The organism is Bacillus sp. OxB-1 (assembly GCF_000829195.1).
In the GTDB taxonomy this organism is placed as follows: domain Bacteria; phylum Bacillota; class Bacilli; order Bacillales_A; family Planococcaceae; genus Sporosarcina.
The window spans coordinates 2899831-2922246 of the sequence record NZ_AP013294.1; the positions used below are offsets into that span (position 1 = coordinate 2899831).

The window sequence follows — 22416 nt, forward strand, 5'->3', positions numbered from 1 at the left end:
CCAACCTTCTTGGCGAAGGGCCGCAACTTCAAATTTTGTTAGATGCCCGCAAATGACCCGCCGCTCCCCGTCAACCGTCCGATATAGCGTTCTGAGCATGGCGCACCTTTAGTAGCCCGATTCTTGCCGTGCGTGGTTGATTTTGTTTTTTGTGAAGTAGGCAGACTCTACTTGGGCCCACGTGAAACCGAGCATATAGCCCAAGTCCATGAAATACTGAAACAATAAATCATAGTAATCATCGTCGAGTAGTAAATTTGCGAATCTCAAACACTCGTTAAATCGAACAGCCGTAAACTCCTTACTTCTTCCTCCCGCTTTCGGGAATGTAACTCTCGGTTTTGTGGATCCTATCGTAAACCCAATCGACAAAATAAAATGCAGACAGTCCACGTATTCTTCGAGGAGTGGATTTCTTGTCAATTCACCTTCACCACCACATTTCCAACAGTCGATGTCCGTTTCTTCTGGTATTCCGAATGGCGTTCCAGTGCCTCCGCATGTTCCGCATATATCGTACGTCACTTCTGTCCTCGGATTACGATCCTCACTCCAAAACTTAAAACCACGCCATTCATTCGCTAGTTCGCCTAGCTCTACTTGCAAGGCGAGAATCTTCATCGGCAGCAGGCCATGCCCTTCGAGTCCTTTTTCCTTCACGATCCGTTCATCCAGTCGCCTTTGCGTCTCAAACAGTTTGCTTAATTCCATCCCAATGCCTCCCTTGCTTTTTGTCCGCCATCCCGTTCAAGCCGAACCATCCGGCGCACTCCGTTGAATCCGCTTAGCTTGTAGTTTTTCGGATCCGCATAGTATTTCAGCGTCTCCCGGAGTCTTGCGTTTTCTTGCAGGACCGCCAAGTTTAAATCATCACCAGTTTTTGAAACAGGAGTCGAACAAACTCTGCCCATACCGGCTCAACCTCGCTTTCTTGCAAACCTCTTCGTGTTCGGTAATCTGCTCCACATCCCGGAAAGGACGGGTGCGGGAAACAACGAATCCCACTTCATGTTTCATCCTGCCACGTCTGCCCGGCGAGTACACGGCGATCGTTTTCATTAGCCTGCCGCGCACTGCCTGCGGTTGTTCCGCCACTTGTATTTCTGTCATCATAGCTTCCTCCTGTCCCAAATCATGTTGCACCCGGATGACCTCCATCCGACTCCCGTGATTCTTGTGTTTCGACGCCCGATTTTTAAATGACGGCGACACCATGATCTGCGTCCGCTTGGGACTTGACCACCCCATGTACGCCGCGCATTCCGCCGCTGTCCCGACAACCAGAAACTCATCCCCTTTGTACACCGCATATGTTGCGGGCTTCCGCCCTCTTTTCCGAGGCTTGGATGCTGTCATTGCGCCCACCTCCGATTTGACTAAATCCCCTCAAAATGGCAAATCATCATCCACGACTTCTACTGGCCCTCCGCCCGAAAACGGATCGTTCCCCGGTGGAGTATAAGTCTGCTGTCCATAGTTTCCGGCCGGTGCATTTGGCTGCTGATATTGGCCGGACTGCGAACTATTCGGCGATTCCGAGCGGTTGGACTTCGGTTCCAAAAACTGTACCGATTCTGCGACCACTTCCACTGTGAATACCCGCTTGCCATCCTGTCCCTCGTAGCTACCGGTACTGATACGGCCATCTACACCGACCAGCGAACCTTTGTTTAAAAAGTTCGCGACGTTCTCGGCCTGCTTCCGCCACGCCACGCAATTGATGAAATCAGCTTGTTGCTCTCCGTCCTGGGATTTGAAAGCCCGATTGACCGCGACAGTAAAGCGCGTGACGGGAATCCCTGATTGGGTATATTTCATGTCCGGTGCTTTGGTAAGCCTCCCGGTAATAATGATTCGATTAATCACACCTTGCCCTCCTTCGCGAAATGCAACCCGTTCGTCTGCCGAAACGGACTAGCTGCCGAAGCCCTTTCGGTAATTTCCTTTTGCGATAGGATCGGCTCCTTGATTGCTTTACTAATGGGCCAACCAAGCTTGATGCGCTTTCGAACGGCCGCCCGGCTGATACCGTTAGCTTCGGCTTGCTGGTAATGGTCGGCTGTCAATTCCGCCTGGGTTTCGTATACATAAAAACTATTCACTTCGCCACCGCCTTTTCATAGTGCCAATCTGTCCAGAACAGCTCATCAACGCTCATAGCTTCTCGCTCCACTGCCGAGAACTCTTTGTTTAAGCAGTCTGTCGTGCAGTACGTGTTACCGCTGTCTTCGTGGAGAAACCCCTCACTCATCTCCCAGCCGCATTGGGAACAGGTCCTCATCTGGCCACCGCCTTTTTCGCACCGAACGAAGCAATCAAGCACTTGCTATGACAGTAAAGCTCGTCCCCTTTGCGCCAAACTCTGGTACCGGTCCAGATAACAGTTTCGCAGGACGGACAAACAGCAATCGGTTCTTTGATTTTCGTCATTCATATTCTCCTTTCAGGGCTTGGCGGGCGAGATTTCTAGCTTCGTCTACCGTTTCCCATCCATCTGTTGAAGCGATTTCTTCCAACGCTTCCCGCAGACTGGCGTTTTCCTCCTTGATTTGAGCGTTGAATTTAATCGCGCTGTTTAGCTGTATGTTTAAGCCGATGGCGTGGGATTCTAGTTCTGCTGTTCGCTCGGCTTGTTGGATGAGCCAGTCAATGTCGTCGCCTTGCAAATCATCATCACCGTGCCACTCCGCTTTGAATCTTGCCAACCGCTCCGCATTCGTTTCAGTTGTCATTTCCAAACCTCACTTCCAACAAATCATTTGTTCCAATCGTTTTTAGACGCTCGTAATATGCGACCATGTGGCCTTCCGGCGTCTTGACTATCACGACAGGACTCCCTTGAGACGTCCGGACGCTGTCAAATTCCACCGGCACCCATTCAAACGATCCAGGGCCGTAATAGAGCAGCGGCTCTCCTTTTTTCAATTTTTCAGCTTGCGCCATGGTCAATCTGCCCAGTCCATCAAGATAGCGGTCATAGGGCGTTTCATTCACGACCTTGATGCCTTCCGTCTACCCAACCGAGTCCGTACGACAACCCAGCAATCACGACAAGCACCACGATCATCAGCAAGGTTATCATTCCGCCACCTCCATTTTTTAATGCGACTCCCACATCAACGCTCGGCCTTGATAGTACCGACCGATATACTGCCAAAATTCCTCCACGCTGTTAAACGACTGCTCTGTGCTCGCATAGACACCATCGCCTTTGCTTGTGTAGATGCCGCCGAGCGTGTGGATCGCCACCGTGTGCGGCCTGCCCTCCTCTGTCCATTGCCGGAGCAGGCGCCTGGTCATCCGGTGGCCGTTCAGCTGGAAGCCGGCCGCAGTAAGTGGGCCGGTCATTCCGCCACCTCCATTCTTGTGGCCAGGAGAGTCCGCAGTGAGTAATAACTCAAACTCTCCAACGGCTCCCTTTTCATAGTTTCATAGATTCCGAGCCGGTTTAACTCCTCGATGAGGACCAGTTTTTCCGTCTCTCTGGATGGTTTAACAAACGTGCCGATCATGCCGACTCCACCTTTCTTGCAGCAATCCTAGCTTCTGCTTCCCGCAATTTAATTTCCAATGCATCCATTTCCGCTTTTAAGATTTCCTTGTCCACCGGGCCGGTCGGCTGTATCACGTAAAACCCCGGGCCCTTTATCCATTCAGGCATCAACTGCACCTCCAAACTCGATGAAGGATTCGGCGGGGTGGAAACCTTTCAGTTCTCCTTCTTCGTACAAGTTTTTAAGGTTTTTCCACAAGGAGTAGGATGATTCCCTACCTAGGAGAATGCCGATATCTCCCTCTCGAAACTCCCCCGGCTCCCTGCCGATCTTCGCCCACACTCTCCGTTCCTGTTCGGCTTTGATTTCTTCGGGAGTGGCGTGGCGTAACTTCGTTTTGTGTTCATCCGACCACCAGTCTTCATATTCAAAACGAGTACAAGTCGAATATTTTGATATGTCCTTTATCCTTTGGACCTTGCCAACGATGCGTTCACACGGACAATCTTCAACTACAACCCAATCCCCAGCCTTGAACTTTTCCTCGACTTCGTAGCCTGTACGCAAAGCATCTAATAGCAAATCAGCGTTTCTGCCGTTGTTCTTGTAAATCCAATCGCACAAGGTACGTTGTATTTCCGCACCTTGTTTGATGTGAATCGGACCGCCTACTTCCGTATATTTAACGATTCCATAATCGCTATATTCAGCATTCCTAAGTTTTTCAATCACTTCTGCCACTTGTTTTGGCAACTTCACTTTTTCAGTCATTTCGCATCCCCCTAAAAATCTTTTTTCCGGTAATCCCGGCCGTTCATTTTCACAACTTCCGTATTCTCCATCATCCGGGAAAAGTTCCGCGGATTGACCTTCGCTTCCAATTCGGCAGCGGAAAGGTTGGTGGTATAGATTGTGCTACGCCCCGACCGGCTATCAATCACCTCAAAAAGCTTGGTCCAAGTCCAGTTGTCTCCGTCATTGCGAAGATTGGTATACTCAGCTCCCAGATCGTCCAAAACGAGCATGTCCACGTTTGCGATGTAATCCAGCAGGTCATTTTCCGAAAACTGCGCTTTGCTGTTGTACGTATCCTTGATCTTGGTTAGCAACTTAGGGACCGATAAAAAGAGCGCTGAATATCCGAGCTCTATGAGTGCTTTGGCCGCCGAGAAAGACAAATGACTTTTCCCTGTTCCGTAGGAACCTGTCAGCAAGAGATTCTTCCCTTCTACCGCATCGAAGCTACTCACGAAACCAAGAACCTCATTTTTCGCCTTTTCCAACTCTGGCGACGGGGCGATGTAGTTCACGAAAGTCGCTTTCAGCAAGGATTGATTAACGAGCGAGTTCTGGTCGAAAACGTCTTTTGCCCGGTTCATCTTCGCTTTCCGCTCATTCGCTACGACCATTTCAGCAATTAACTGGTCCTCGCATTTGCACCCAAGGAAAAACCGTTCCAGCTTTCCTTTTTCGGGACCACCGGCAATCGCCATTTCGGTCACACTCACTTTCTCACCGCACCCTTCACAGTCGTAACTGCTTAAGACGACTGGCTTTGGCAGGTTTTCTAAAATATCTTGGATTCCCTTCACGTTCGTACCTCCTAGAATCCGTAGTCGTATTTGTGTTCGTCTTGCTTCGGTTGCTTGACTTTGAAAGGATGAACCGTCCCGGGTTTCATCTGTTGCGCCTCCTCTCGAGCCTTTTTAGCAGCGATAACCTTGTCGAATTGGTCGCCAATGTATTTCTCGCAATAACCAAATGCTTTTATAGCACCATTTGGTTGACGCTCCCTGTATTCCGCAAAACATTGATCAAGCAATTCGATTGTTTGTGGTAACGGTATACCACGGGCGACAATCCGGGCGATTGCTTCGTAATCTTTCACGGTTGGCCGACTCTCTCGACCTTCATGGATCAATCTCAAATCACAAAATCGATCGGCAATCACATCGACTGGATCGCCACTTTGAGTAGTAGTAGTAATATCTTGATTAACCTTAATACCATAGTTCTTATTGTTCTGATGCTGTTCCGTTGCCGTTCCGTTGCCGTTCTTTTGCTGTTCTGTAGGTGTTCTTTTGCTGTTCTGTCCTTCTGCTATTTCGTCCTTTTTATACGCTTCAAACCCTTGGTAATGCTGATAATTAACAACTGTGAAGAGTGTTCCGAGCTTCGTTTCCTCAATCTCCAAAGCCCCCTCTTTCACAAGGTCATCAATTTTACTTTTTATGGTGTTGAGAGAGTAATATTTCTCGGCATTCTTTTCGACATATAGAAGATCTTCTCGGATGTTTCGATAGGATCGAAGATATTGCCCCCGACCAATGTGAATGCCGCCTTTTGTTACTCCTCGATCTGAGAAGACGGCATTTCCGACGATGTAGAAGAAAATCCTGAACTTCGCTACGTCTTGCCATATTTCGTGACCGAATATTTCTCTCGACATCAGAAATGCGCCGCTCATTATTTCACCTCATTTGTAGAGTGGAGGGGCTTACCCCCTCACACCAATTCACCGATCTCAATGGTGTCCTTCAGTTGCTTCGTCCCCCGACAATAAGCGCATTTCTCGCATCGAGAGGGTTCCGCATCCCCAGCTTTAAGTGCCTTGAATTGCTCTATCAAATGTTCTACGAAATCCAACTCGAATTGGTACCTCGAATCATCAAAGTGTAGTACCGCTTTATCCGGTGGATCTTCTTTCGTAACTGCAACAATATATGGAGAGTAGTAGAATCCCGTGTTTTGATGGATGATCTCCCGATACACCGCCATCTGGAGCACGTAATCCCACGCTTCAACGAACGATACATACTTCTGATACTTGTCCGACCAAAGCCGCTGTGACAGGCTTCTGGTAGTCTTTAGATCTGTGAATGTGTTTCGTTGATGATTGATGGAATCAATTTTCGCTTTCCACGGAACTCCGAACATTTCGGCTGTTAGGATGATTTCCTTTTCGCCTTCCATGGCGAACATGGCGAATTTATCGTTCTTCAGTGCTTCAATCATGAGATCCGCTTGTTCAAATTCGGCGTATTTCCCACCGCGCTTCTTGAAGATTAGTTCCGCATTTTCTTCGACCAATTCTGCGAACGCTGTCTCACTTTCAAACGCCGCATGCGTGTATGATCCGACGAGCAAAGCGTTTCCGTATGATTCTTCAAAACCACCGTTAATCTTCGCTACTGCCTTCGCCTGGCACTCATTGAAATCTTTGAACTGGGAAACCGAGAAGTACTCTCGGTTCGCCTCAGTAGAGTGGTAATTCTCCTGCGTCAGAAGGAATTGGGTCCTTGTCATCTACCTTCCCCCCTTCCTCGACCGGGTCAGCTTTCGGTTCTTCCGGAGCAGCCTTCGCCTCTTTCGGCTTCTCCTCTTCCTTGAAGGAATCGGCCAGACCGCTTGATTGTTTCTTCTGCACGTTTTTATCGAAATAATCATCAACTGACGCCATGCCATCTTTCAGGCTATTGATGATTGATTTTGCATTCACCAAGTCAATTTCTGTGAACGAATCGGCGTTATAACCGAAACGGTCCTCAATCATTTCCTGCGTCACGCTATATGTTTCTTTAAAATAATTGAGCATCTTGGCAACCCGGTCGCGCAGGGGTTCAGGGGAAGCACCTGCCAACGTTTTCTGGCATTGTTCGGTCGCTTTTTCGATAATATCCCCTGGGATGATGCCAAGGATGCAGCTCCGCACCCTTCGCGCCCCTTGGTTGGCAACCATTTCGTATATGTCCCGTGGGTCCGTCAGCTTCTTTAATTGCCCGCCTGCCTGGCGACTGTGCTTCACTGAAAACACTTTGGTTTGCCGCGTGTTCGTCTCCAGGTCCCAAGCGTAGGCCATTACCGTGGATTCTCCTTCGCGTTGCTCCAGTTCCTTGATGCCAAAATCGATATTCCCCCAGTTCTGTGCAACCACTTCGGCCAATCGGATAGATGGGCCCGCTACTTTCGTTCCCCCGCGAGGGTATTGGTAAATCGCTGTTTCCGCTAGTGATGGTCGTTTGCAGGCGTCCATGATTCGCTGCTCTGATTGGTAAACGTTACGCGGAAACTGTTTTGCAAGGAAGATGGCCCCTTTGACCTCTTCCATTTCACGTGAAGCTGTAGCTTGTCCAAGGACGTTCCCTTGCTGATTCTGCTGATATTGCATGGATAGTTCAGACATGTTTATTTCCTCCCATATTTGTGATAGAATCGATTCAAAGATATTTTTTCGTGGGACCACTTTGCAGAGTGGTCTTTTTTATTCCGCAATAACCAGATTGGCATTACCTTCCTCTAACATTTGGTCCACCAAACACTCCTTGCAGCAGTACGCATATCCAGCTGCTTCGACGAACTCTTCCTTGTAATGAATTTCGTCTCTGCATCGTGTACAACGACCGTAGACGACCGGTTCCGGGTACGGATAGCCTGTCAACATCGTCCTTTCAATCGCAGGATCCATCATATTTCTTCACCTCTTTCTATAGCGTTTTCGATTTCAATTTCATGTAATTCATGGACGCAACCATTACAAAGTGTCGGACACCCTGGCTCTTGCCCGGTGTAGCAGCCACACTTTTTACAGTAGACGCCTTTCGCAATCAGATCCGCATATTCACCCATCCGTATCCCCCTCTCCACTCAAAGCATCCTCCAGCTTTCGCAGGAGCCGTTCTTGCTCCGCGATTCTCCATCTGGAGCCTTCCGAGCCATGCCCAACGGTTTCCAGTGTTTCCGCTGTACTTCTCAACTGTTTGATGTCTTCTTTGACAAGGAAGATGAGGCCCATAATTTCGTACTCGTCCAGCAACACCTGTCGGTTCATAACGCCACCACCCATACAATCGCCGTGAGGATGGCCGAGCCGGATATCATGCCATAAAACCACCCGGCATCGTGACGCGAGATCTCTTCCTCACCGAAAAAATACATATTCAGTTTTCGCATTTCACCATTCCTTTCTGTGTTAGGTATCGCAAGTGACCGCCGAACAGCTGATAAAAGCCCATTGCCAGCCACTCACGACCTGATGGATTGAATCCCATCAAAGAGCCTGGGAGAATCAGAGTAACCAGCTCTGAATCAATGGGAGGAAATTATTCAATGGCTCCCAAGCTCTTTGACAGGAGCCAAGGCTCCGTCAATGTGATATAATGAAAATCAAGTCGAACTCTTTTCCGATTGATGGCGCAAACATCAGTCGGTTTTTTTATGTCCAAAATGAATGGATTGTACTTGGATGCCGCCCATCGCCAGTTTCGCCGCTAGAAATTCCATTTTTCTTTCATCCGACTGCGCGTTTTTCAAACTCCGAATCTTGCTGAATAGTTGGTAGAGAGCAAGTGTCCTATTGATCGCCTTGTCGATGTCGTCCGTCCAGTTATGCAGCTCCACCTTATTAATTTGATGCTGCGCCATCTTTTTCAGCTCAATGACTTCTTCGATATCTTCTTTTCTGTAGTTTTCTAGTTTCATAACAATCCTCCTAATTTGATAAACCCGATGATGCCGGTTCCGGCTGTTGCCAAAATGCTGCTCAAGATTGAAACGCCTTCCATGCCCGCAATAAAAGCGACTAGCACGTCTTGCGATCCAGTCACCATCGCCCATCTCTGGAAGAGTGACATTGGTGGCTCTTTGACATTGTTTTCGTACTTGGATATGTCCGACTGATTGACATGTAATTGGTGCGCCATTTCCTCTTGATTCCAGCCTTTTCTTTCCCGGCAGGCTCTTAAAATTGAACCGTATAACATTCCCTCACCCCCTTATTCCGAATTGGAATACTCTATCTGTTAAGGGTGTTGTATTCTTTAGATGTAGACCTCCAAAACCTCCGCAACAACAACCTCTGAAAAAAGCCTTTCACCTTGCCGGGGTCCCTCCCCCGGCCCTCTTACTCCGCTAGCTTTAAATGCTGCTGACCATTCAATTTTTTTATTTCCAACCGCAGTGCCGTATCTGGCGACCATTCCTGAATAAAATTCAACGCTTCCTCAAATCGAACTTTTGGCAGTTCGCCGTACCGAGGAATTTCGAAGTAGCCTTTGAACTCTCTCCAAAACTGCGAGAATGCTTTCTTGCCGATTTCCTTATAGGCTTTCGCATCTTTACCGCCCAGGCATTCCATGATTTTCCCACGGGCGTTCATGTTGATCCGTTGCTCCTGAGCTCCGTTGATCCGCATGTGGTCTTTCAGATATTTCACGTCTTGCTCGATTCCATCTACGCGTTCACTCGTCATGATGGAAAGCTTCAAATGTTCGCGGGCTTGCTGCTCCACTGTCAGTGCGGGTTGTGATTTCGGCTGAGTATAGGTGCCGGTCTTCCTAATGGAGGGAACAACCTCGCCAGTGATCCATTTTCTGAACTTCCTGGCTTCGGGTTTCCGACTCTCGAGCACAACATCGTAAAGTCCATCTTCATTTACAAACGTTGCTTGCTGGGTTCCACCAGCTGTCTCAAGGGGGTGATTTGAAATCACATCCTTGTCCAACCGTCTTTTCACTCCTGCTACTTGATCCAGACCTAAGATTGAGCAAACGTCTTTCAATAAGAAAAGCGGATTGGATTCATCACCGGCAATTCGCAACTCTTTACCTTCAAAAATCTTCGTAAATTGATTCATCTTCATTCCTCCTTTGCTTGATGATTCTCATTATAGTTTTCGGTGAATCGCCATTTATGGATAAATGTTCCTTCCCTTGATTGTTTGTGCGTTCCAATTTACTATGCTTTTGAGAATTTCCGGCATACTTCTTTTCAGGAATCATCCCTGTGTTTCAGAAAAAATTCATTTCTGGAAATTACTCTGTGAAGGCTTGTCAAGTACTTTTTATAAATCCGGGAATAAAACTTCATATGGTTGCTGGAAAAGCCTTTCTAAACCTAAAGAAATATTGAGTCCCGGATTCATTCTTCCCAGTTCTAAATGTGAGATTGTCGCTGTTGAACATCCGATTTTCTCTGCCAATTGGGCTTGGGTTAAGCCAGCCTTCTTTCGTTCTGCAATCAAACGAACTCTTTTTGTTCCTTTTATATTTTTGTATTCATTAGAATCCAGCCTCGAACGCTTTGACTTTTTTGTTTGCGCCATAAGTACTCCCCCTCACCCACTGAAGTTGTAAACCAAATCGTAATTGCTCCGCTTCTTGATCCACTCAAGCAGCTGGTCCGTGACAACCTTGGCGTGGCCAAAATCATGAGTGACTGGGAAGCCTTGGATTTTTGCTGCACGGTACATTGTTGTCTGGCTGACGCCCAAAAGTTCCGCCGCTTCTTGTAGGGATAGCAAGACTGGAAGCTGACGATCTCGCAATGCCTCGCCGACCGCTTGCCTTACCTCCGCACGGATGACTTCTTTCAAGTCGTTTACGTTTGCTAAAGTGATTTCTGACATGTTTACACCCCCTATCCGACTTCTTTTTCACCCTTTTCCTTTGTATGAGATTCTTGTACTAAATTCTCAAATAAAAAGAAGAGGTCCTCTTCTAAAATTTTCGATATACGCATTGCTGTTTCTAACGGAGGAGAGATATATCCATTCTCCCAGTTAGCGACTGATTGCTTTCCTTTATAACCAAGGATTTTTGCCAGTTGTTCTTGGGTTAGTTTTTTCTTTTCGCGAGCTTTAATTAAATTAGCGTTCTTCATTTCTTCACCTCCATGTATGAACAACTTATACTTTTAGTATACATACAAGATTCTTGTACGTCAACAACTAAATACAAATATCTTGTACTTTTATTTAAATCATTTTTAGATGATGTACAATATACTTGTACGTGCTTATATTAGGGGGAATTGTAATGTTATCCCAGAGATTAAAAAACGCTAGAAACAAAATGAAGCTGACACAAGAAGAGCTTGCGAAAAAAGTCAACACCACAAAAGGCACCATTAGTAATTACGAAAATGGACATAGCACCCCTTCAAACGAGATGTTGGTCTTATTGTCTGATGCCCTAGAAATAACCACCGACTATTTATTGGGCAAAACAACAGATATGAATACGAATAGTAAAGTTACTGTTGCTGGGCAAGAAATAAATCTTTCAGAAGAAGAACTCCAGCTCTTCAACGAACTCAAAAAACACCCCATCATGTTCCATGACCTAGCATCCGATCCAGAAAAGAAGGTCAAAGAACTGATCAAGCTCTATAAGATGAAGAAGATGTTCCTGGAAGAAGAGGAAGAAGAGTATGGAGATGGGTTTGGAGAGTTAGAAGATTAACCGCGGTTTTAGACCGCGTTTATTTTTATACATCGAATGGGAAAATCTCACTAAGTTGTTTTTATGAGACAAATTGATTAGGAGGGGGAAATCATGGGAGGATTTTTTGCAGTAGTTGGATTTTTAACTATTTGGGTTGGTATTGTTATGTTGGTGATTTCTGTTATTCGAAAGAAACCTAAAAAGAAATGGGGCATCGCAACCGGAATTGGTTTCGTTTTAATGATGATTGGCGGAGCGCTACTTCCCTCATCAGAAAATGAAGTAGCTTCCGATAAAGAAAAAATTGCAGTTGATAGTCAAAAGGATGAAGAGAAAAAGGACAAAAAGACAGACAAACAAGAAAAAGAAGAAGCTGAAAAAGCAAAAAAAGAAGAGGCCAAGAAAAAAGAAGAGGCTGAAAAAAGGCAAAAAGCGCTTCTAAACGTCGAGGGGACTGTAAAAGCAACGGCTGAACAAGGAAAGATTAAAGTGGCTATAGATACCAATATTCCTGATGGCGGTTTACTAGAAGTGTCACTCATAGATGGTAATTTCAATCATAAAAGCGGATTCATTAAAGTGAAAGACGGAAAAGCTGAATTAGCTTTTGACATTCCATCAGATTGGAAACCTGCTCATTTTGCAGCCAGTGCGATGTTTAGATTTAACCTTGACGAACATCCACAACCAGATGATATCAAAGCCATTTTTGGAGAAACCGGCGACAAAATGACCGGAGATCTTGCATCGGAAAATCATTTAGGCGGGAAAAATGCAACATTTAAAACTTCGACAGTTGCCTACCCCAATGAAGAGACTGTGAAAAAAGAACAAGATAAAGCATTTAATGCAGCTATTTCTGAAATGAAGGAAATTAGCGGCGGAATCATTGTAGACGTAGGACCACGCCATGGGGAATGGAGTATTGTCAACGTCGTAGTAAGCGATAGTTGGTATTATTCAGCTGAACACGAGAAAGAAAGATTTGCCGAACAAATCGGAAATCTAGTTGTTAACCTAGTCAACAATTCGGGTAAGTACGAGGATTTGGTTCAAGTTTATTTTGTAGACAGTTATGGTGCAGATTTGGCAACACCAAAAATGCTAGGTGGATGGAAAATAGTTAAGTAAGGCCGTGATGTCATGCAACTACGAAAACCACATACAGACTACTGGGAGGAACGGGCCGAGAAGGTCCTCTCCCATTTTCATTACACTTACCCGGATGAAATTAACATCTATGACATCTGTTGGCGATACGGCATCCGGATACTGCCTCTGGACTCCCCTTTCATGGACGAATCCGTTGAATGGGAAGCCATACATAACCTGAAATCGTTCTCAGTCCCTAAGAATCGTGGAAGACGTGGGACTATCTTTATTCGTGAAGGGCTGAATGAAATTGAGAAGAAGCTGCTGGCGGCCGAGGAGTTCTGTCATCTGTACGCCCACCACTCCCCTCAGTTAAGCGTTGACGAGTATCAGCTGGCCAAGGTCGAAGGACAGGCCAAACGCATGGCAGCCTATCTCCTGATGCCCCAGCACTTTATTAACCGGGTGTATGATGCAGCGCTGGATGAAGCTGTATTGATCAGTGACATTGCGGATTACTTCTTGGTATCTGAGGAGTTTGCGCATTATCGGTTGGAGTTGATTTTTCGGCATAAGGTGGATGGGTTTGCTGCTTGGCGGGGGAAGTTGGGGACGTTAGAGTGGATTGATTAAAAAGTCGGAGGGAATAGTCATGATATCAGTAAACAGTATAGTAGTAAATAGCGCCATTATACATCGCTTAAATAACCGAGAAATAGACGGTTTAGCATTATCTGATTTCAATTTAGATTTAAACGAGGAATTTAAACAAGTTTTATCAACACATTCTACTAATAGTTTAGAAGACAAAAACGTTAGATATGCAAAATTTAACAATCCGTCCGTAAATGAAGTTTATAACCTAACAACATCATTTTTTTCGAGTCGTCATAATTTCATAGATTACTCCCATTTGATAGCGACAAGGTTATTTTCATTTATGACAAGTAAAACAATATCTCCTGGAGATCTTGTAATTTCTGATGTGAATATTAACGGAGAACGATATATGGCTATATTAAAATTAGATCACAAAGACCAATATCTTTCCAAAATTGAAACTATGGATGATAAGATGAAAATTTCTCTTGTTAAAACAGGAAATGCCTGGCCTGAAGCTGGCACAAGATTGCAAAAAGCAGCATTCATAAGAATTGATATTGATATTGAAGATGAACATAAATATGACTTGATAATGCTTGATCGACAAAACACTCAAAAGTCAATTGATGATGAAGCAGTATCTCAATTTTTTTCGACAAATTTTTTAAACGTAAAACTTATCCAAGATGAAATAACAAATACCACTTCTTTTATCAAAGGAGTTAGAGCTATAAAGGACGATAGCACATCTTTAAACATTACTGATGAAAAAGGCCTGCAAATATATAATCATGCTATAAATCTTATTAAAACTGCTCCCTTAATCAATATTGATAACTTTTTGGAAACATTTTTCAATCGAGAAACCGAGGAACATGAACATTTTAGACAAGCTAAAGAGATTTTTAAAACATATGGATTAACAAGGAATGAGTTTGAAAAATCCGATGAAGTTTCTAAGATTTTTTTAAAAAATAGACGCGTTTTCTTAGATGGTATAAGATTAACAATAGATCACAATGTATTTAATGACCCTGATAAGTTTTCCTATAAAGAAACTAAACACCCTGATGGTAAAAAAACAGTTGATATTTCAATAAAAGGTGTTGAGTTAAAAAAATTGGAGTGAGGAATATGTTAAAAAATAAAGAGTTTTTTAATATCCTACCTCAAAAAGGTCTGCAATTCAGACGAGAAGACTCCAGTGAATTACAATTCAAGATTAACTTGGATGTAGATAAGATTATCACTTATTTAGATGATTTCTATCACTTTTATAAAAGTAGCTTTGTTATTTCTTTTAGTGATTTCTCACTATCAATGCCGACAGAAAGGGACGACATCATTTCTGCATTAGGTTTAGAAGCCTCTAAAAACATTGATTTTATTTTGAAACTTAAAAAAGCAGATTTACTTATTTCATACCCCAACACCAACTCAATTATTTATTATAACATCAGTAATTTTAGAGATCATATTGAGAAATTAAACTTCGATGATTTTACAGAATTTGTTTTTAACAAAAAACCATTATCGCAAATTCTTATAATCAATACGGACATTCCGTTAATCTCTAATGAATTTGTACACTTTTTTACTCTTGACGATTTAGAAGAAATAGATGAAAAAGTAATTACTCGAGCAATAAAAAAGAAAGATGACATTCTCACGCAAATAGATAAATTGCCAAATGGGAACAACACTTTATCTACCGTAATTCCGGACCAGTTATTTTTAAAATCTGATTACTCTCATTCTATCAAAGAGATATTCAATAAATGGTGTGCTTTTCAGTGTATAAGTTATTTATCTTCCTTTATTGAAAAAAGCGATCCAAATGATAATCAAAATGATTATTTCAATTGCTACTTTAACGGTCAAAAGAGGATGATTCTCAAAACGTCTTTTGATTTATCCAAAACACATGAAATTGATGGGTTATTAAATTTTTATAAATGGGTTTACAGCGAAAAAACTGAAGATAAATTAAAAATTTTTCACAATATAGTACCTTCTAGTTTACAACTTAATCATCCTATCAGTTTAGATGAATTTCTTATATATTTAGATAGTCTTATTGAAACTGCAAAAGAGAACTTCAATTTTTATATACAAGATAATATAAAAGAATATATAGAAGAACGAAAAAAGATAGATGATATTGTAAAAAGTACTGGTGAATTGATTTCTGTAGAAATTAACAGAATAACCGATTTGTTAGTTAAAACCCTTAGCAGCTTGTTTGTTTCAATCGTTACAGCAATAATCGCCATGCTCTTAAGGGCAGAAATAAAAACTATTATCAGTTACGGATTATATTTTTATTCTGTAATAATTTTATTATCTTTAATTTATACATCCTATTATTCTAATGCCAGCGTTCAAATTTCATTTAACAACTTTATTAACAGGATGAACGAGTACACTTTTCTTTTCGATAAATCTAAAATGAAAAATATAAAGAGTTCCGTGACAAAAAGGAAAAACTTATTTTATAAAATGTTCACTGCCAATATCATTATTTTTATAGGCATTATTTTCCTGATTTTTTCATTAGGAATGTACTTTCAAAATAATGAAAACCAAGTTATCGAATTTTTGATGAAAGTAATAAATAAAGTTACAGTTTCACAATGATTTTTCCCCTACCCTTCTTTATAGCGGGGTATTATTTTAACAATAAAAAGAACGTCTGTTCCTTATTCTTGAGAAAGGATGTGTAATATAGCTCATCACCGTTAATATGCAATAAGTATTCATTCAATAAAAGGAGCGATAAATATGTATTGTCGTAAACTATCCAGTGGTAAATGGTCTTGCACAACCGATGCAACTCCAGATCCCCTAACCGGACAACGTCGCCAAGTAACCCGCCGTGGTGATACGAAGAAGGAGGCAATGCACAGAGCTCAAACAGCTGCGGCAGAATTATCCAAAAAGAAACAGCCGCAGAAACGTTTGGTGCAAGAGGTTTATGAAGAGTGGCTGGATGTCTACAAGGAAACTGTGAAACCCTCCTCCGTCAAAGTTAGAATGGTAGCTTTGAAACCATTTATCGACAAGCACGGAAAGCACCTCATCAGCAAGCTGCAGATGAATGATTTACAAAAGTTTTTGATTGAGCGGAGAGATACTGGGGTTTCAAAACATCATCTGGCTGGCACCAGAACCGCTCTGAATTTACTGTTCGATTACGCTGTAAGGAATGGATATGTAGAGAAAAACTTCATTAAGGATACGGTGATTCCCAAAGCTGAAAAAAAATCGCAACTGCTTATAAACTCGAAGAAAAAGTATCTGGAGAAGGATGAGATCCAGAACTTTTTAACCGGAGTGAGGTCATCTGGCAGAAGGAACGCCTATCCCCTAGCGCTCACAATGCTCTCTACAGGGTTGCGTGTTGGCGAGGCATTAGCACTCACCTGGGATGACATCGACCTGGACAAGCGATTGCTGAGGGTAAATAAGACGTTGTTTGAGAAGCCTGCGACTGATGGAGGTTTTGATTTTATGCCTCCCAAAACTGAAGACTCCAATCGAACTGTATCATTTAACCAGGAACTTGCTGAAGAGTTGAAGAAAATGAAAGTGCAATACAATAAAGAAAAATTGATCGGCTTACGGGATCCAAAATCTGAATGGCGGAATTTAGTGTTTGTCGGTAAAACCCAGCAGCCAATTCGGGCATCTACCATTGGCAGCGTATTTAACAAGATTTACAAAGCTTACGGGATTAACGATGTAAGCGGTACGCACATCTTACGGCATACACATATTACAATGCTCGTGGAGGCTGGTGTCGATCTTCCAGTCATCATGGAGCGTGTTGGTCACTCTAATATCAATATTACACTCGACATTTATACTCACGTCACGAAAAAGATGCAGCAGCAGAGTGACGACAAAATCAACGAGTATTTCCGCCAATTTATCTAAAATGAAAATAAATGTGGTTTTTCTGTGGTTTTCCTCTCTGCGCAACTGCCTAAAAACATAAATAAACAGCGACGTTGCGCACTTCCCTCTTTTGAACGTTTGAAATGATCATCATTTCTATCAAGGTAAAACCCCGCTCATTTCGTTTGAATTTCAATATGATCTCCCCTTTTTATAAATGGTCCAACATGCCATAGACCGGTAATAATATCGCGAGATAGGCCGCTAAGATGCAAATGGCAATTCCACTGAACAGGAGAGGCTGCAACAGCGACAAGGCACGGGACAACTTACGTTCCATCACATCGTTTAAGTGGTCGCTATAGATGAGCAATTCCTTCGCTAAATGGCCACTGTCCGCCCCGTGCTTGGCAAATCCCGCCAACTGTTTAGTCAGCCCATCCGATAGTTCGATCGCGGAGTGGAACGGTTCACCGTAAATGACCTGTTCTCTCACCCTTCTCGCAATTTCGGCGAGCACAACGTCCAATTCTTGTTCAATCAATACCTCGAGCGCATTTTGCAAGGAGAGTCCGGATTGCAATAGACTCCCCATCTCACTGGAAAAATCCCGCGTTTTCAAATACATGAAGAATGCACCTCCCACAGGAATGGCAATCATCCATCGAATTTTCCGATCCACCGGAAGCCGTCTATAAAAAAAGGTCATACTGGCAATCGCAGCTAAGAGAACCAGGGCGAATAACAAAATCGCATCAGGAATCCTCGAAACGATGGCGGGCAATAACGACACAATTGAACTGCCGTCACTTTGCCTCGCGATCGCAAGCGCTTCCATATTCGGAAGGAAAAGATGCCGAAACGCCAGCAGCAATGCAGCTATGAACAAGAACAGCACGGAAGGGTAGAGCAGCAACCCCTTCAACCTCTTATGCTTCTCTTCTTTGCTTTTCAATCGATTGGACATTTCCGATAAAGCCCGTACCAGTTGCCCATCAATTTCGGCAATGGCGACCGGGAGCAGATTTGCGGAAGCGAAGCCAAGCCTTCGAAGAATTTGCGTGACGCCTAGGCCTGCTGACAAATCCTCTTCGACCCGCAGCAGAACGACGCCATAGTTCTGGACATGATGCGGCAATAATAGCCGCAGCGAATCATGGAATGTATAGCCCTCTTCCAGAAGTGTTGACAACCTCTTCAGAAAAGAAGGCTTGTCCTGCAACTCTTCCTCCTTCCTGCGCCAAAGCCTTTCCAACTTATTATTCATGGAGAGCCCTCTCCGACTTGCTATATCTCTTGGCAAGGGATTCCAATTTCAGATCGGAAGGAGAGTGGACACGGTCCCCCCGCATGATTGCATCCGCCATGGCATCCAGTTCTGGGCCGCTCACGATTTCAAATATGGCGCTTTGCTGTCCATCGGCCGTCCGGATCAGCCGCTGTGCCGAGATGCAGATAATCGTCTGTCGAAGTTCTTCTGCCGAAATCCCGAAGTCCATCATCCGGTAAAAACAGCCAATAGGATCTTTGGAATGAACTGTTGTTAAAACGAGATGTCCTGTCAATGCTGCTTGGACGGCAATTTTCGCTGTTTCAGCGTCCCGGATTTCCCCGATCATGATGATATCGGGAGAATGGCGAAGGATAGCTTTCAAGCCGGCCGAATAGGTCATCCCGGACTGCTCATTCACTTGGACTTGGAGGAGGTGGGAATGGTTATTTTCAACAGGGTCTTCCAACGAGATGACATGCCGGTTGAGATGGTTGACGCAATGGGCCGTCAATGAGTAGATGGTCGTCGTCTTCCCACTGCCAGTCGGACCTGTCATTAGCAACAGCCCTTGCTGTTGTGAAATGGCATCGGTCAATTGTTCGGTCCACTCCTGCTCGAGACAAAGCTTGTCAATGGGTACGATTCGGTCGTGTTTCTGTAAACGGATGACGACACTCTCTTTCATGTAGATAGAGGGGATGGTCGAAACTCGGAAAGAAAAGTTCTCACCTTGGATCTGTTTATGGAATGAGCCGCTTTGGGGTTTGCGTTTATCGCTTATATCAAGTGAGGAAAGAAACTTATAAAATGAAATCATCCGCCCCGCCAAATGCTGCGGAAGGATCCCGGTCTCATCCAGTTTCGCGAACTTTTTAAAGTAGACTTGGTATCCTTCGCGAATAGGAGTGAGGTGGATATCGGTCGCCTCGTAGGCGATGGCCTTTTCAAGCAACTGGAAACACTTTCGGTCAATCACATGTCCATTTCTGATACCGGACACCTCTCTTTCTGGAAAGACGAAAGACTGCTTTTCGTTCCAACAAGAGCATACGACATTTTCCAGACAATTGGAACTCTTTCCGTCAAAGTCGTGTTTTGCATAATGAAAAGGGGGCAAATTTCCGTTTTGGCATCGTTTCAGCGAATAAAAACCGGATTTTATCATACTTTGCGTTTTTTCCGGCCTGGAAATTGAATTTTCACCTTTTTTTCTGACAAGCATCCATCGGTTTGTCACAATGTGTACATGATTGCAGTTTACATATCTGCTCGTTATCCATTATAATGATATGGAGCTTATTGTAATGTTTTTTTAAGGAGGGACAGGACATATGGATAACATGTTCAAGCTGCTAGGCTTCTGGACAGGCATTTTCGCGGTTATGTTCTTTATCGGCGATATGTATACTGCTTCGGTCATTTTCGTAGCGAGCACACTTTTCTTCCTATTGCTCGGATTCTTGAATCTTACAGAGCGTATGTATATGTACATGTTTGGCGCATACCTGATGATTTTCATGGTAGGATTCAGCTACTACGCAACGTTCATTCACGTACAAGGCGGCGGACACTAAAACGTACATACAAAAAAACAGCCCATTCCGGCTGTTTTTTTGTACCTTTTTCCCGCATCAGAATCCGTTCAAGAATGGGTTTGCATCTTTTTCATAATCAGGCGTTGTTGCCGGGCCATGTCCCGGATAAATAATGCAATCATCATCCAATGTTAACAATTTGTCATGGATGGAAGCGAGCAGCGTCGCCGCATCTCCCCCCTGCAAGTCGGTCCTGCCGATGCTTTGCCTGAACAGCGTATCCCCGACTACTGCAAATCCTGCACCTTCGAAAATGAAGGATACACTGCCCGGTGAGTGGCCCGGTGTATGCCGGACATCCATCGCGAATGGACCAAGTTCCAGCTCGCCTTCCGCCAATAGGTGCTCCGCTTCCCGATTGCGCACGGCCGGCAATCCCGGATAGCGAGAGGAACCGTTTAAATTCGGGTTAGAGAGCCATTCCTGCTCAGCTGAATGGATATGGACCGGAATACCGAAATGATCCCGTACGGCGTCCACCGCGCCAATATGGTCGAAATGCGCATGGGTCAGCAGAATGGCGATCGGTTTTAGTTCCGCACCCTCGATTGCCTGGATAATGCGTCCCGCTTCTTCTCCGGGATCGACTATTAGACATTGGCCGCCCGGCTCCTCAATGATATAACAATTCGTCTGAATCGGTCCTAGCGGATATGTATGGATTTTCAACATATTCACCCCTCCTGCAATCCATACTACTGAATGGCGAGATGGATTTCAAATTTTCGTCATTAATTAGCCTCGACAAAGGGCGGACTTACCAGTACAATAGAAGAGGAATATTGCTATAGTGGCTTCGCTGTGAAAGGAGTGTCTACCCATGAACTTATTAATGGTCATCTTCGGACTGATTGCAATCCTGGCAGTAGTCGGAACAGTCCAAGCTATCAAAGAACGTAATGTTTTGAGTGTTATTTTCAATCTCGGGACTGCAGTTGTCATCGGAGGATTTACGCTTGCAACAATCATCTTCCAAGGGTATCCGCCTTCCTTGCATTAAGACATCCGCCGGAGGCTTAAAGCTAGGAGTCGAATCTCCGTTGAATCGTAGGCTTTCTCTTCGGAATCAAATTAAAAAACATCCTTGTGCTGCGGCATGAAGGATGTTTTTTAATTTTACGGAAAGAGGAGCCAAGCTTCTTTCTCCCCTGTTTCGGTATGGATCAACGTTTCAGAAGTAAAGCCAGTCAGGCATCTCTTTCCAGAGGGGGAACAACGCGGCAGGACAGCTTCCACATCTTCCGCGACTACTTTTTGTTGCCTCCCTTTCATTTGGATTAGTTGCATAGGTGATTGCAGTTCATCGATCAGGCCGCCTGTCTCGGGAGAAATCAGAAACAGCTCATCATCCGCTACCCATGCAATCTCCGAAATTACCCACTCCGAATAATTGCTGACGGCCGGCAACTTCCATTGATGCCGAATCGTTCCATCAGTCTCCATCCACGTGTAAACCGCTTCATCTTTTTCATCAATCCGAACAACGAGGAGGCTGTCACGGTACGTGTCGAAATACACAATGTCCGAAAGCTCCAAATCGCGCTGATTCCCCGTTGCCGGATCATAAATTTGGATAGTCCCCCCATCCAGCGCATGGTCTTCGACATGGCTGAATGCGATGGAATTTTTGCCGAACCACTTTGGAAAAGGATCTTCGAGTTCGACCAACTCCAAATAATTCTCATGTCCGTCATATAGAAACAGATCAAAGGACCAATCTTCATGGAAGGCCGTCAACAAGATTTGATATGGATCCGAATCATTCCATTCAATACCCAGCTCGGAAGATTCGACAACGATTTCATCTTCCACAGTGCCTTCCATGGAAAGGATTTTCACAGTCGCAGAAAGAGGATTATCGCTCGTATGTATGAGAAGAAATTCTTTTGAAGGATGGATCAATACATCGATAATGATCGACGGATCCTCGTAGATCGTTTCGATAGCACCGGTTGTCATATTGAAAGTTTTAACTTCGTAAAGGTCTTCCTTTTTCTCAACATAGACCACTTCTTCATCGGACAGCCAGTCTGCCACGAAATGGAAAGACTCCAAATCTACATCCAATTGATGCAGATTCCGATTCACTTCTTCCACTTGCTGCTCGGGCGGTTCTGTTATGACCGGACTCTCCTCCGCCTGTTCGACCGGTTCGCCTTTACACCCTGCCAGCCATAAGGTTGTTGCTATACTTAAAGCAAGCAACCACTTTTTCAAATCCGCTCCCTCCTTTTCAATAAATT

General features: G+C 44.3%; 40 protein-coding genes. 8 read left to right on the forward strand and 32 right to left on the reverse strand.

Going from position 1 to position 22416, the window contains the following annotated elements:
- Positions 1 to 108 precede the first annotated feature (108 nt).
- From OXB_RS14320 to OXB_RS14430, 27 genes are all read right to left on the reverse strand, one after another.
- Positions 109 to 711, reverse strand: coding sequence for a dUTP diphosphatase (locus tag OXB_RS14320; protein ID WP_041075151.1), 603 nt, complete (start codon positions 709 to 711; stop codon positions 109 to 111).
- On the reverse strand, positions 702 to 860 hold the full coding sequence (locus OXB_RS18740) for a hypothetical protein (RefSeq protein ID WP_158333729.1): 159 nt from the start codon (positions 858 to 860) through the stop codon (positions 702 to 704). Before OXB_RS18740 ends, OXB_RS14320 begins: the two co-directional genes overlap by 10 nt.
- Before the next feature lie 10 nt (positions 861 to 870).
- A complete protein-coding gene (locus tag OXB_RS14325; protein ID WP_041075152.1) occupies positions 871 to 1356 on the reverse strand; it encodes a hypothetical protein in 486 nt (161 codons plus the stop codon).
- A 30-nt stretch (positions 1357 to 1386) separates the two neighbouring features.
- Positions 1387 to 1866, reverse strand: a complete 480-nt coding sequence (gene ssb / locus OXB_RS14330; RefSeq protein WP_041075153.1) for a single-stranded DNA-binding protein — start codon at positions 1864 to 1866, stop codon at positions 1387 to 1389.
- A complete protein-coding gene (locus OXB_RS14335) occupies positions 1863 to 2102 on the reverse strand; it encodes a hypothetical protein (protein WP_041075154.1) in 240 nt (79 codons plus the stop codon). Before OXB_RS14335 ends, ssb begins: the two co-directional genes overlap by 4 nt.
- On the reverse strand, positions 2099 to 2281 hold the full coding sequence (locus OXB_RS14340; RefSeq protein ID WP_041075155.1) for a hypothetical protein: 183 nt from the start codon (positions 2279 to 2281) through the stop codon (positions 2099 to 2101). The genes OXB_RS14335 and OXB_RS14340 overlap by 4 nt, the downstream gene beginning before the upstream one ends.
- A complete protein-coding gene (locus tag OXB_RS18925; RefSeq protein WP_158333731.1) occupies positions 2278 to 2430 on the reverse strand; it encodes a hypothetical protein in 153 nt (50 codons plus the stop codon). Before OXB_RS18925 ends, OXB_RS14340 begins: the two co-directional genes overlap by 4 nt.
- A complete protein-coding gene (locus OXB_RS14345; protein WP_041075156.1) occupies positions 2427 to 2732 on the reverse strand; it encodes a hypothetical protein in 306 nt (101 codons plus the stop codon). Before OXB_RS14345 ends, OXB_RS18925 begins: the two co-directional genes overlap by 4 nt.
- The gene (locus OXB_RS14350; RefSeq protein WP_041075157.1) at positions 2722 to 2994 is read right to left on the reverse strand and encodes a hypothetical protein; all 273 of its coding nucleotides are present in this window, start codon (positions 2992 to 2994) and stop codon (positions 2722 to 2724) included. Before OXB_RS14350 ends, OXB_RS14345 begins: the two co-directional genes overlap by 11 nt.
- Positions 2995 to 3099: 105 nt before the next feature.
- Positions 3100 to 3348: a hypothetical protein gene (locus OXB_RS14355; RefSeq protein ID WP_041075158.1), complete on the reverse strand. Its 249-nt coding sequence runs from the start codon at positions 3346 to 3348 to the stop codon at positions 3100 to 3102.
- Positions 3345 to 3512, reverse strand: a complete 168-nt coding sequence (locus tag OXB_RS18930; RefSeq protein ID WP_158333733.1) for a hypothetical protein — start codon at positions 3510 to 3512, stop codon at positions 3345 to 3347. Before OXB_RS18930 ends, OXB_RS14355 begins: the two co-directional genes overlap by 4 nt.
- Positions 3509 to 3661, reverse strand: a complete 153-nt coding sequence (locus OXB_RS18745) for a DUF5320 domain-containing protein (RefSeq protein ID WP_144399717.1) — start codon at positions 3659 to 3661, stop codon at positions 3509 to 3511. The genes OXB_RS18930 and OXB_RS18745 overlap by 4 nt, the downstream gene beginning before the upstream one ends.
- Entirely contained in the window at positions 3654 to 4265 is a 612-nt protein-coding gene (locus tag OXB_RS14360; RefSeq protein WP_041075159.1) for a DUF1642 domain-containing protein, read from the reverse strand. The genes OXB_RS18745 and OXB_RS14360 overlap by 8 nt, the downstream gene beginning before the upstream one ends.
- Positions 4266 to 4276: 11 nt before the next feature.
- On the reverse strand, positions 4277 to 5086 hold the full coding sequence (locus OXB_RS14365) for an ATP-binding protein (protein WP_231860320.1): 810 nt from the start codon (positions 5084 to 5086) through the stop codon (positions 4277 to 4279).
- An 11-nt stretch (positions 5087 to 5097) separates the two neighbouring features.
- On the reverse strand, positions 5098 to 5961 hold the full coding sequence (locus OXB_RS18060) for a hypothetical protein (protein WP_052484062.1): 864 nt from the start codon (positions 5959 to 5961) through the stop codon (positions 5098 to 5100).
- 38 nt (positions 5962 to 5999) lie between these two features.
- On the reverse strand, positions 6000 to 6800 hold the full coding sequence (locus OXB_RS14380) for a PD-(D/E)XK nuclease-like domain-containing protein (RefSeq protein ID WP_041075160.1): 801 nt from the start codon (positions 6798 to 6800) through the stop codon (positions 6000 to 6002).
- Positions 6751 to 7677, reverse strand: coding sequence for a V-type ATPase subunit (locus OXB_RS14385; protein ID WP_052484063.1), 927 nt, complete (start codon positions 7675 to 7677; stop codon positions 6751 to 6753). Before OXB_RS14385 ends, OXB_RS14380 begins: the two co-directional genes overlap by 50 nt.
- A gap of 78 nt (positions 7678 to 7755) precedes the next feature.
- Positions 7756 to 7962, reverse strand: a complete 207-nt coding sequence (locus OXB_RS14390) for a hypothetical protein (RefSeq protein WP_041075161.1) — start codon at positions 7960 to 7962, stop codon at positions 7756 to 7758.
- Entirely contained in the window at positions 7959 to 8120 is a 162-nt protein-coding gene (locus OXB_RS18935) for a hypothetical protein (protein WP_158333735.1), read from the reverse strand. Before OXB_RS18935 ends, OXB_RS14390 begins: the two co-directional genes overlap by 4 nt.
- Entirely contained in the window at positions 8113 to 8322 is a 210-nt protein-coding gene (locus tag OXB_RS14395) for a hypothetical protein (RefSeq protein ID WP_041075162.1), read from the reverse strand. Before OXB_RS14395 ends, OXB_RS18935 begins: the two co-directional genes overlap by 8 nt.
- Complete coding sequence (locus OXB_RS19335; protein ID WP_269447808.1) at positions 8319 to 8444, reverse strand: hypothetical protein; 126 nt, start codon at positions 8442 to 8444, stop codon at positions 8319 to 8321. Before OXB_RS19335 ends, OXB_RS14395 begins: the two co-directional genes overlap by 4 nt.
- Before the next feature lie 249 nt (positions 8445 to 8693).
- Entirely contained in the window at positions 8694 to 8972 is a 279-nt protein-coding gene (locus OXB_RS14400) for a hypothetical protein (protein ID WP_041075163.1), read from the reverse strand.
- Entirely contained in the window at positions 8969 to 9253 is a 285-nt protein-coding gene (locus tag OXB_RS14405) for a helix-turn-helix domain-containing protein (protein ID WP_041075164.1), read from the reverse strand. Before OXB_RS14405 ends, OXB_RS14400 begins: the two co-directional genes overlap by 4 nt.
- A 140-nt stretch (positions 9254 to 9393) precedes the next feature.
- Positions 9394 to 10125, reverse strand: a complete 732-nt coding sequence (locus OXB_RS18065; protein ID WP_052484064.1) for an ORF6C domain-containing protein — start codon at positions 10123 to 10125, stop codon at positions 9394 to 9396.
- A 207-nt stretch (positions 10126 to 10332) separates the two neighbouring features.
- Positions 10333 to 10593 carry a helix-turn-helix transcriptional regulator gene (locus OXB_RS14420; protein ID WP_052484065.1) on the reverse strand — a complete coding sequence of 87 codons (261 nt, stop codon included), beginning with the start codon at positions 10591 to 10593 and terminating at the stop codon, positions 10333 to 10335.
- Positions 10594 to 10605: 12 nt separating this feature from the next.
- Positions 10606 to 10896 (reverse strand): helix-turn-helix domain-containing protein, encoded by a 291-nt coding sequence (locus OXB_RS14425; protein WP_041075165.1) that lies wholly within the window; start codon positions 10894 to 10896, stop codon positions 10606 to 10608.
- 11 nt (positions 10897 to 10907) lie between these two features.
- A complete protein-coding gene (locus OXB_RS14430; RefSeq protein WP_041075166.1) occupies positions 10908 to 11150 on the reverse strand; it encodes a helix-turn-helix transcriptional regulator in 243 nt (80 codons plus the stop codon).
- 155 nt (positions 11151 to 11305) lie between these two features.
- Between OXB_RS14430 and OXB_RS18245 the strand changes: the two genes are divergently transcribed.
- The 6 genes from OXB_RS18245 (at position 11306) to OXB_RS14460 (ending at position 17344) form a co-directional block, all read left to right on the forward strand.
- A complete protein-coding gene (locus OXB_RS18245) occupies positions 11306 to 11731 on the forward strand; it encodes a helix-turn-helix domain-containing protein (protein ID WP_041075167.1) in 426 nt (141 codons plus the stop codon).
- 93 nt (positions 11732 to 11824) lie between these two features.
- Positions 11825 to 12844, forward strand: a complete 1020-nt coding sequence (locus OXB_RS18940; protein ID WP_041075168.1) for a hypothetical protein — start codon at positions 11825 to 11827, stop codon at positions 12842 to 12844.
- A gap of 12 nt (positions 12845 to 12856) precedes the next feature.
- On the forward strand, positions 12857 to 13438 hold the full coding sequence (locus OXB_RS14445; RefSeq protein WP_041075169.1) for an ImmA/IrrE family metallo-endopeptidase: 582 nt from the start codon (positions 12857 to 12859) through the stop codon (positions 13436 to 13438).
- 19 nt (positions 13439 to 13457) lie between these two features.
- The gene (locus OXB_RS14450; RefSeq protein WP_041075170.1) at positions 13458 to 14537 is read left to right on the forward strand and encodes a nucleoid-associated protein; all 1080 of its coding nucleotides are present in this window, start codon (positions 13458 to 13460) and stop codon (positions 14535 to 14537) included.
- Between the two features lie 5 nt (positions 14538 to 14542).
- Positions 14543 to 16045, forward strand: coding sequence for a hypothetical protein (locus OXB_RS14455; RefSeq protein WP_041075171.1), 1503 nt, complete (start codon positions 14543 to 14545; stop codon positions 16043 to 16045).
- A 144-nt stretch (positions 16046 to 16189) separates the two neighbouring features.
- Positions 16190 to 17344: a site-specific integrase gene (locus OXB_RS14460; RefSeq protein WP_084212490.1), complete on the forward strand. Its 1155-nt coding sequence runs from the start codon at positions 16190 to 16192 to the stop codon at positions 17342 to 17344.
- A gap of 49 nt (positions 17345 to 17393) precedes the next feature.
- Here the strand turns inward: OXB_RS14460 and OXB_RS19490 are convergent, their stop codons facing one another.
- The 3 genes from OXB_RS19490 to comGA are packed head-to-tail and all read right to left on the reverse strand — an operon-like array spanning position 17394 to position 19554.
- Positions 17394 to 17501: a prepilin-type N-terminal cleavage/methylation domain-containing protein gene (locus tag OXB_RS19490; RefSeq protein WP_158333737.1), complete on the reverse strand. Its 108-nt coding sequence runs from the start codon at positions 17499 to 17501 to the stop codon at positions 17394 to 17396.
- A 15-nt stretch (positions 17502 to 17516) separates the two neighbouring features.
- Positions 17517 to 18572 carry a competence type IV pilus assembly protein ComGB gene (gene comGB / locus OXB_RS14465; protein WP_041075173.1) on the reverse strand — a complete coding sequence of 352 codons (1056 nt, stop codon included), beginning with the start codon at positions 18570 to 18572 and terminating at the stop codon, positions 17517 to 17519.
- Positions 18565 to 19554, reverse strand: a complete 990-nt coding sequence (comGA, locus tag OXB_RS14470) for a competence type IV pilus ATPase ComGA (protein WP_231860321.1) — start codon at positions 19552 to 19554, stop codon at positions 18565 to 18567. The genes comGB and comGA overlap by 8 nt, the downstream gene beginning before the upstream one ends.
- 355 nt (positions 19555 to 19909) lie before the next feature.
- Between comGA and OXB_RS14475 the strand changes: the two genes are divergently transcribed.
- A complete protein-coding gene (locus OXB_RS14475; protein ID WP_041075174.1) occupies positions 19910 to 20152 on the forward strand; it encodes a DUF2626 family protein in 243 nt (80 codons plus the stop codon).
- A 57-nt stretch (positions 20153 to 20209) separates the two neighbouring features.
- Here OXB_RS14475 and OXB_RS14480 read toward each other — a convergent pair whose 3' ends face one another.
- On the reverse strand, positions 20210 to 20845 hold the full coding sequence (locus tag OXB_RS14480) for an MBL fold metallo-hydrolase (RefSeq protein ID WP_041075175.1): 636 nt from the start codon (positions 20843 to 20845) through the stop codon (positions 20210 to 20212).
- A 148-nt stretch (positions 20846 to 20993) separates the two neighbouring features.
- On the opposite strand from OXB_RS14480, the gene OXB_RS14485 reads away from it, so the two are divergent.
- Positions 20994 to 21173 carry a DUF2759 domain-containing protein gene (locus OXB_RS14485; protein WP_041075176.1) on the forward strand — a complete coding sequence of 60 codons (180 nt, stop codon included), beginning with the start codon at positions 20994 to 20996 and terminating at the stop codon, positions 21171 to 21173.
- Between the two features lie 116 nt (positions 21174 to 21289).
- On the opposite strand, the gene OXB_RS14490 is transcribed toward OXB_RS14485, so the two are convergent.
- Positions 21290 to 22390 (reverse strand): hypothetical protein, encoded by a 1101-nt coding sequence (locus OXB_RS14490; RefSeq protein WP_041075177.1) that lies wholly within the window; start codon positions 22388 to 22390, stop codon positions 21290 to 21292.
- Between the last annotated feature and the right edge of the window lie 26 nt (positions 22391 to 22416).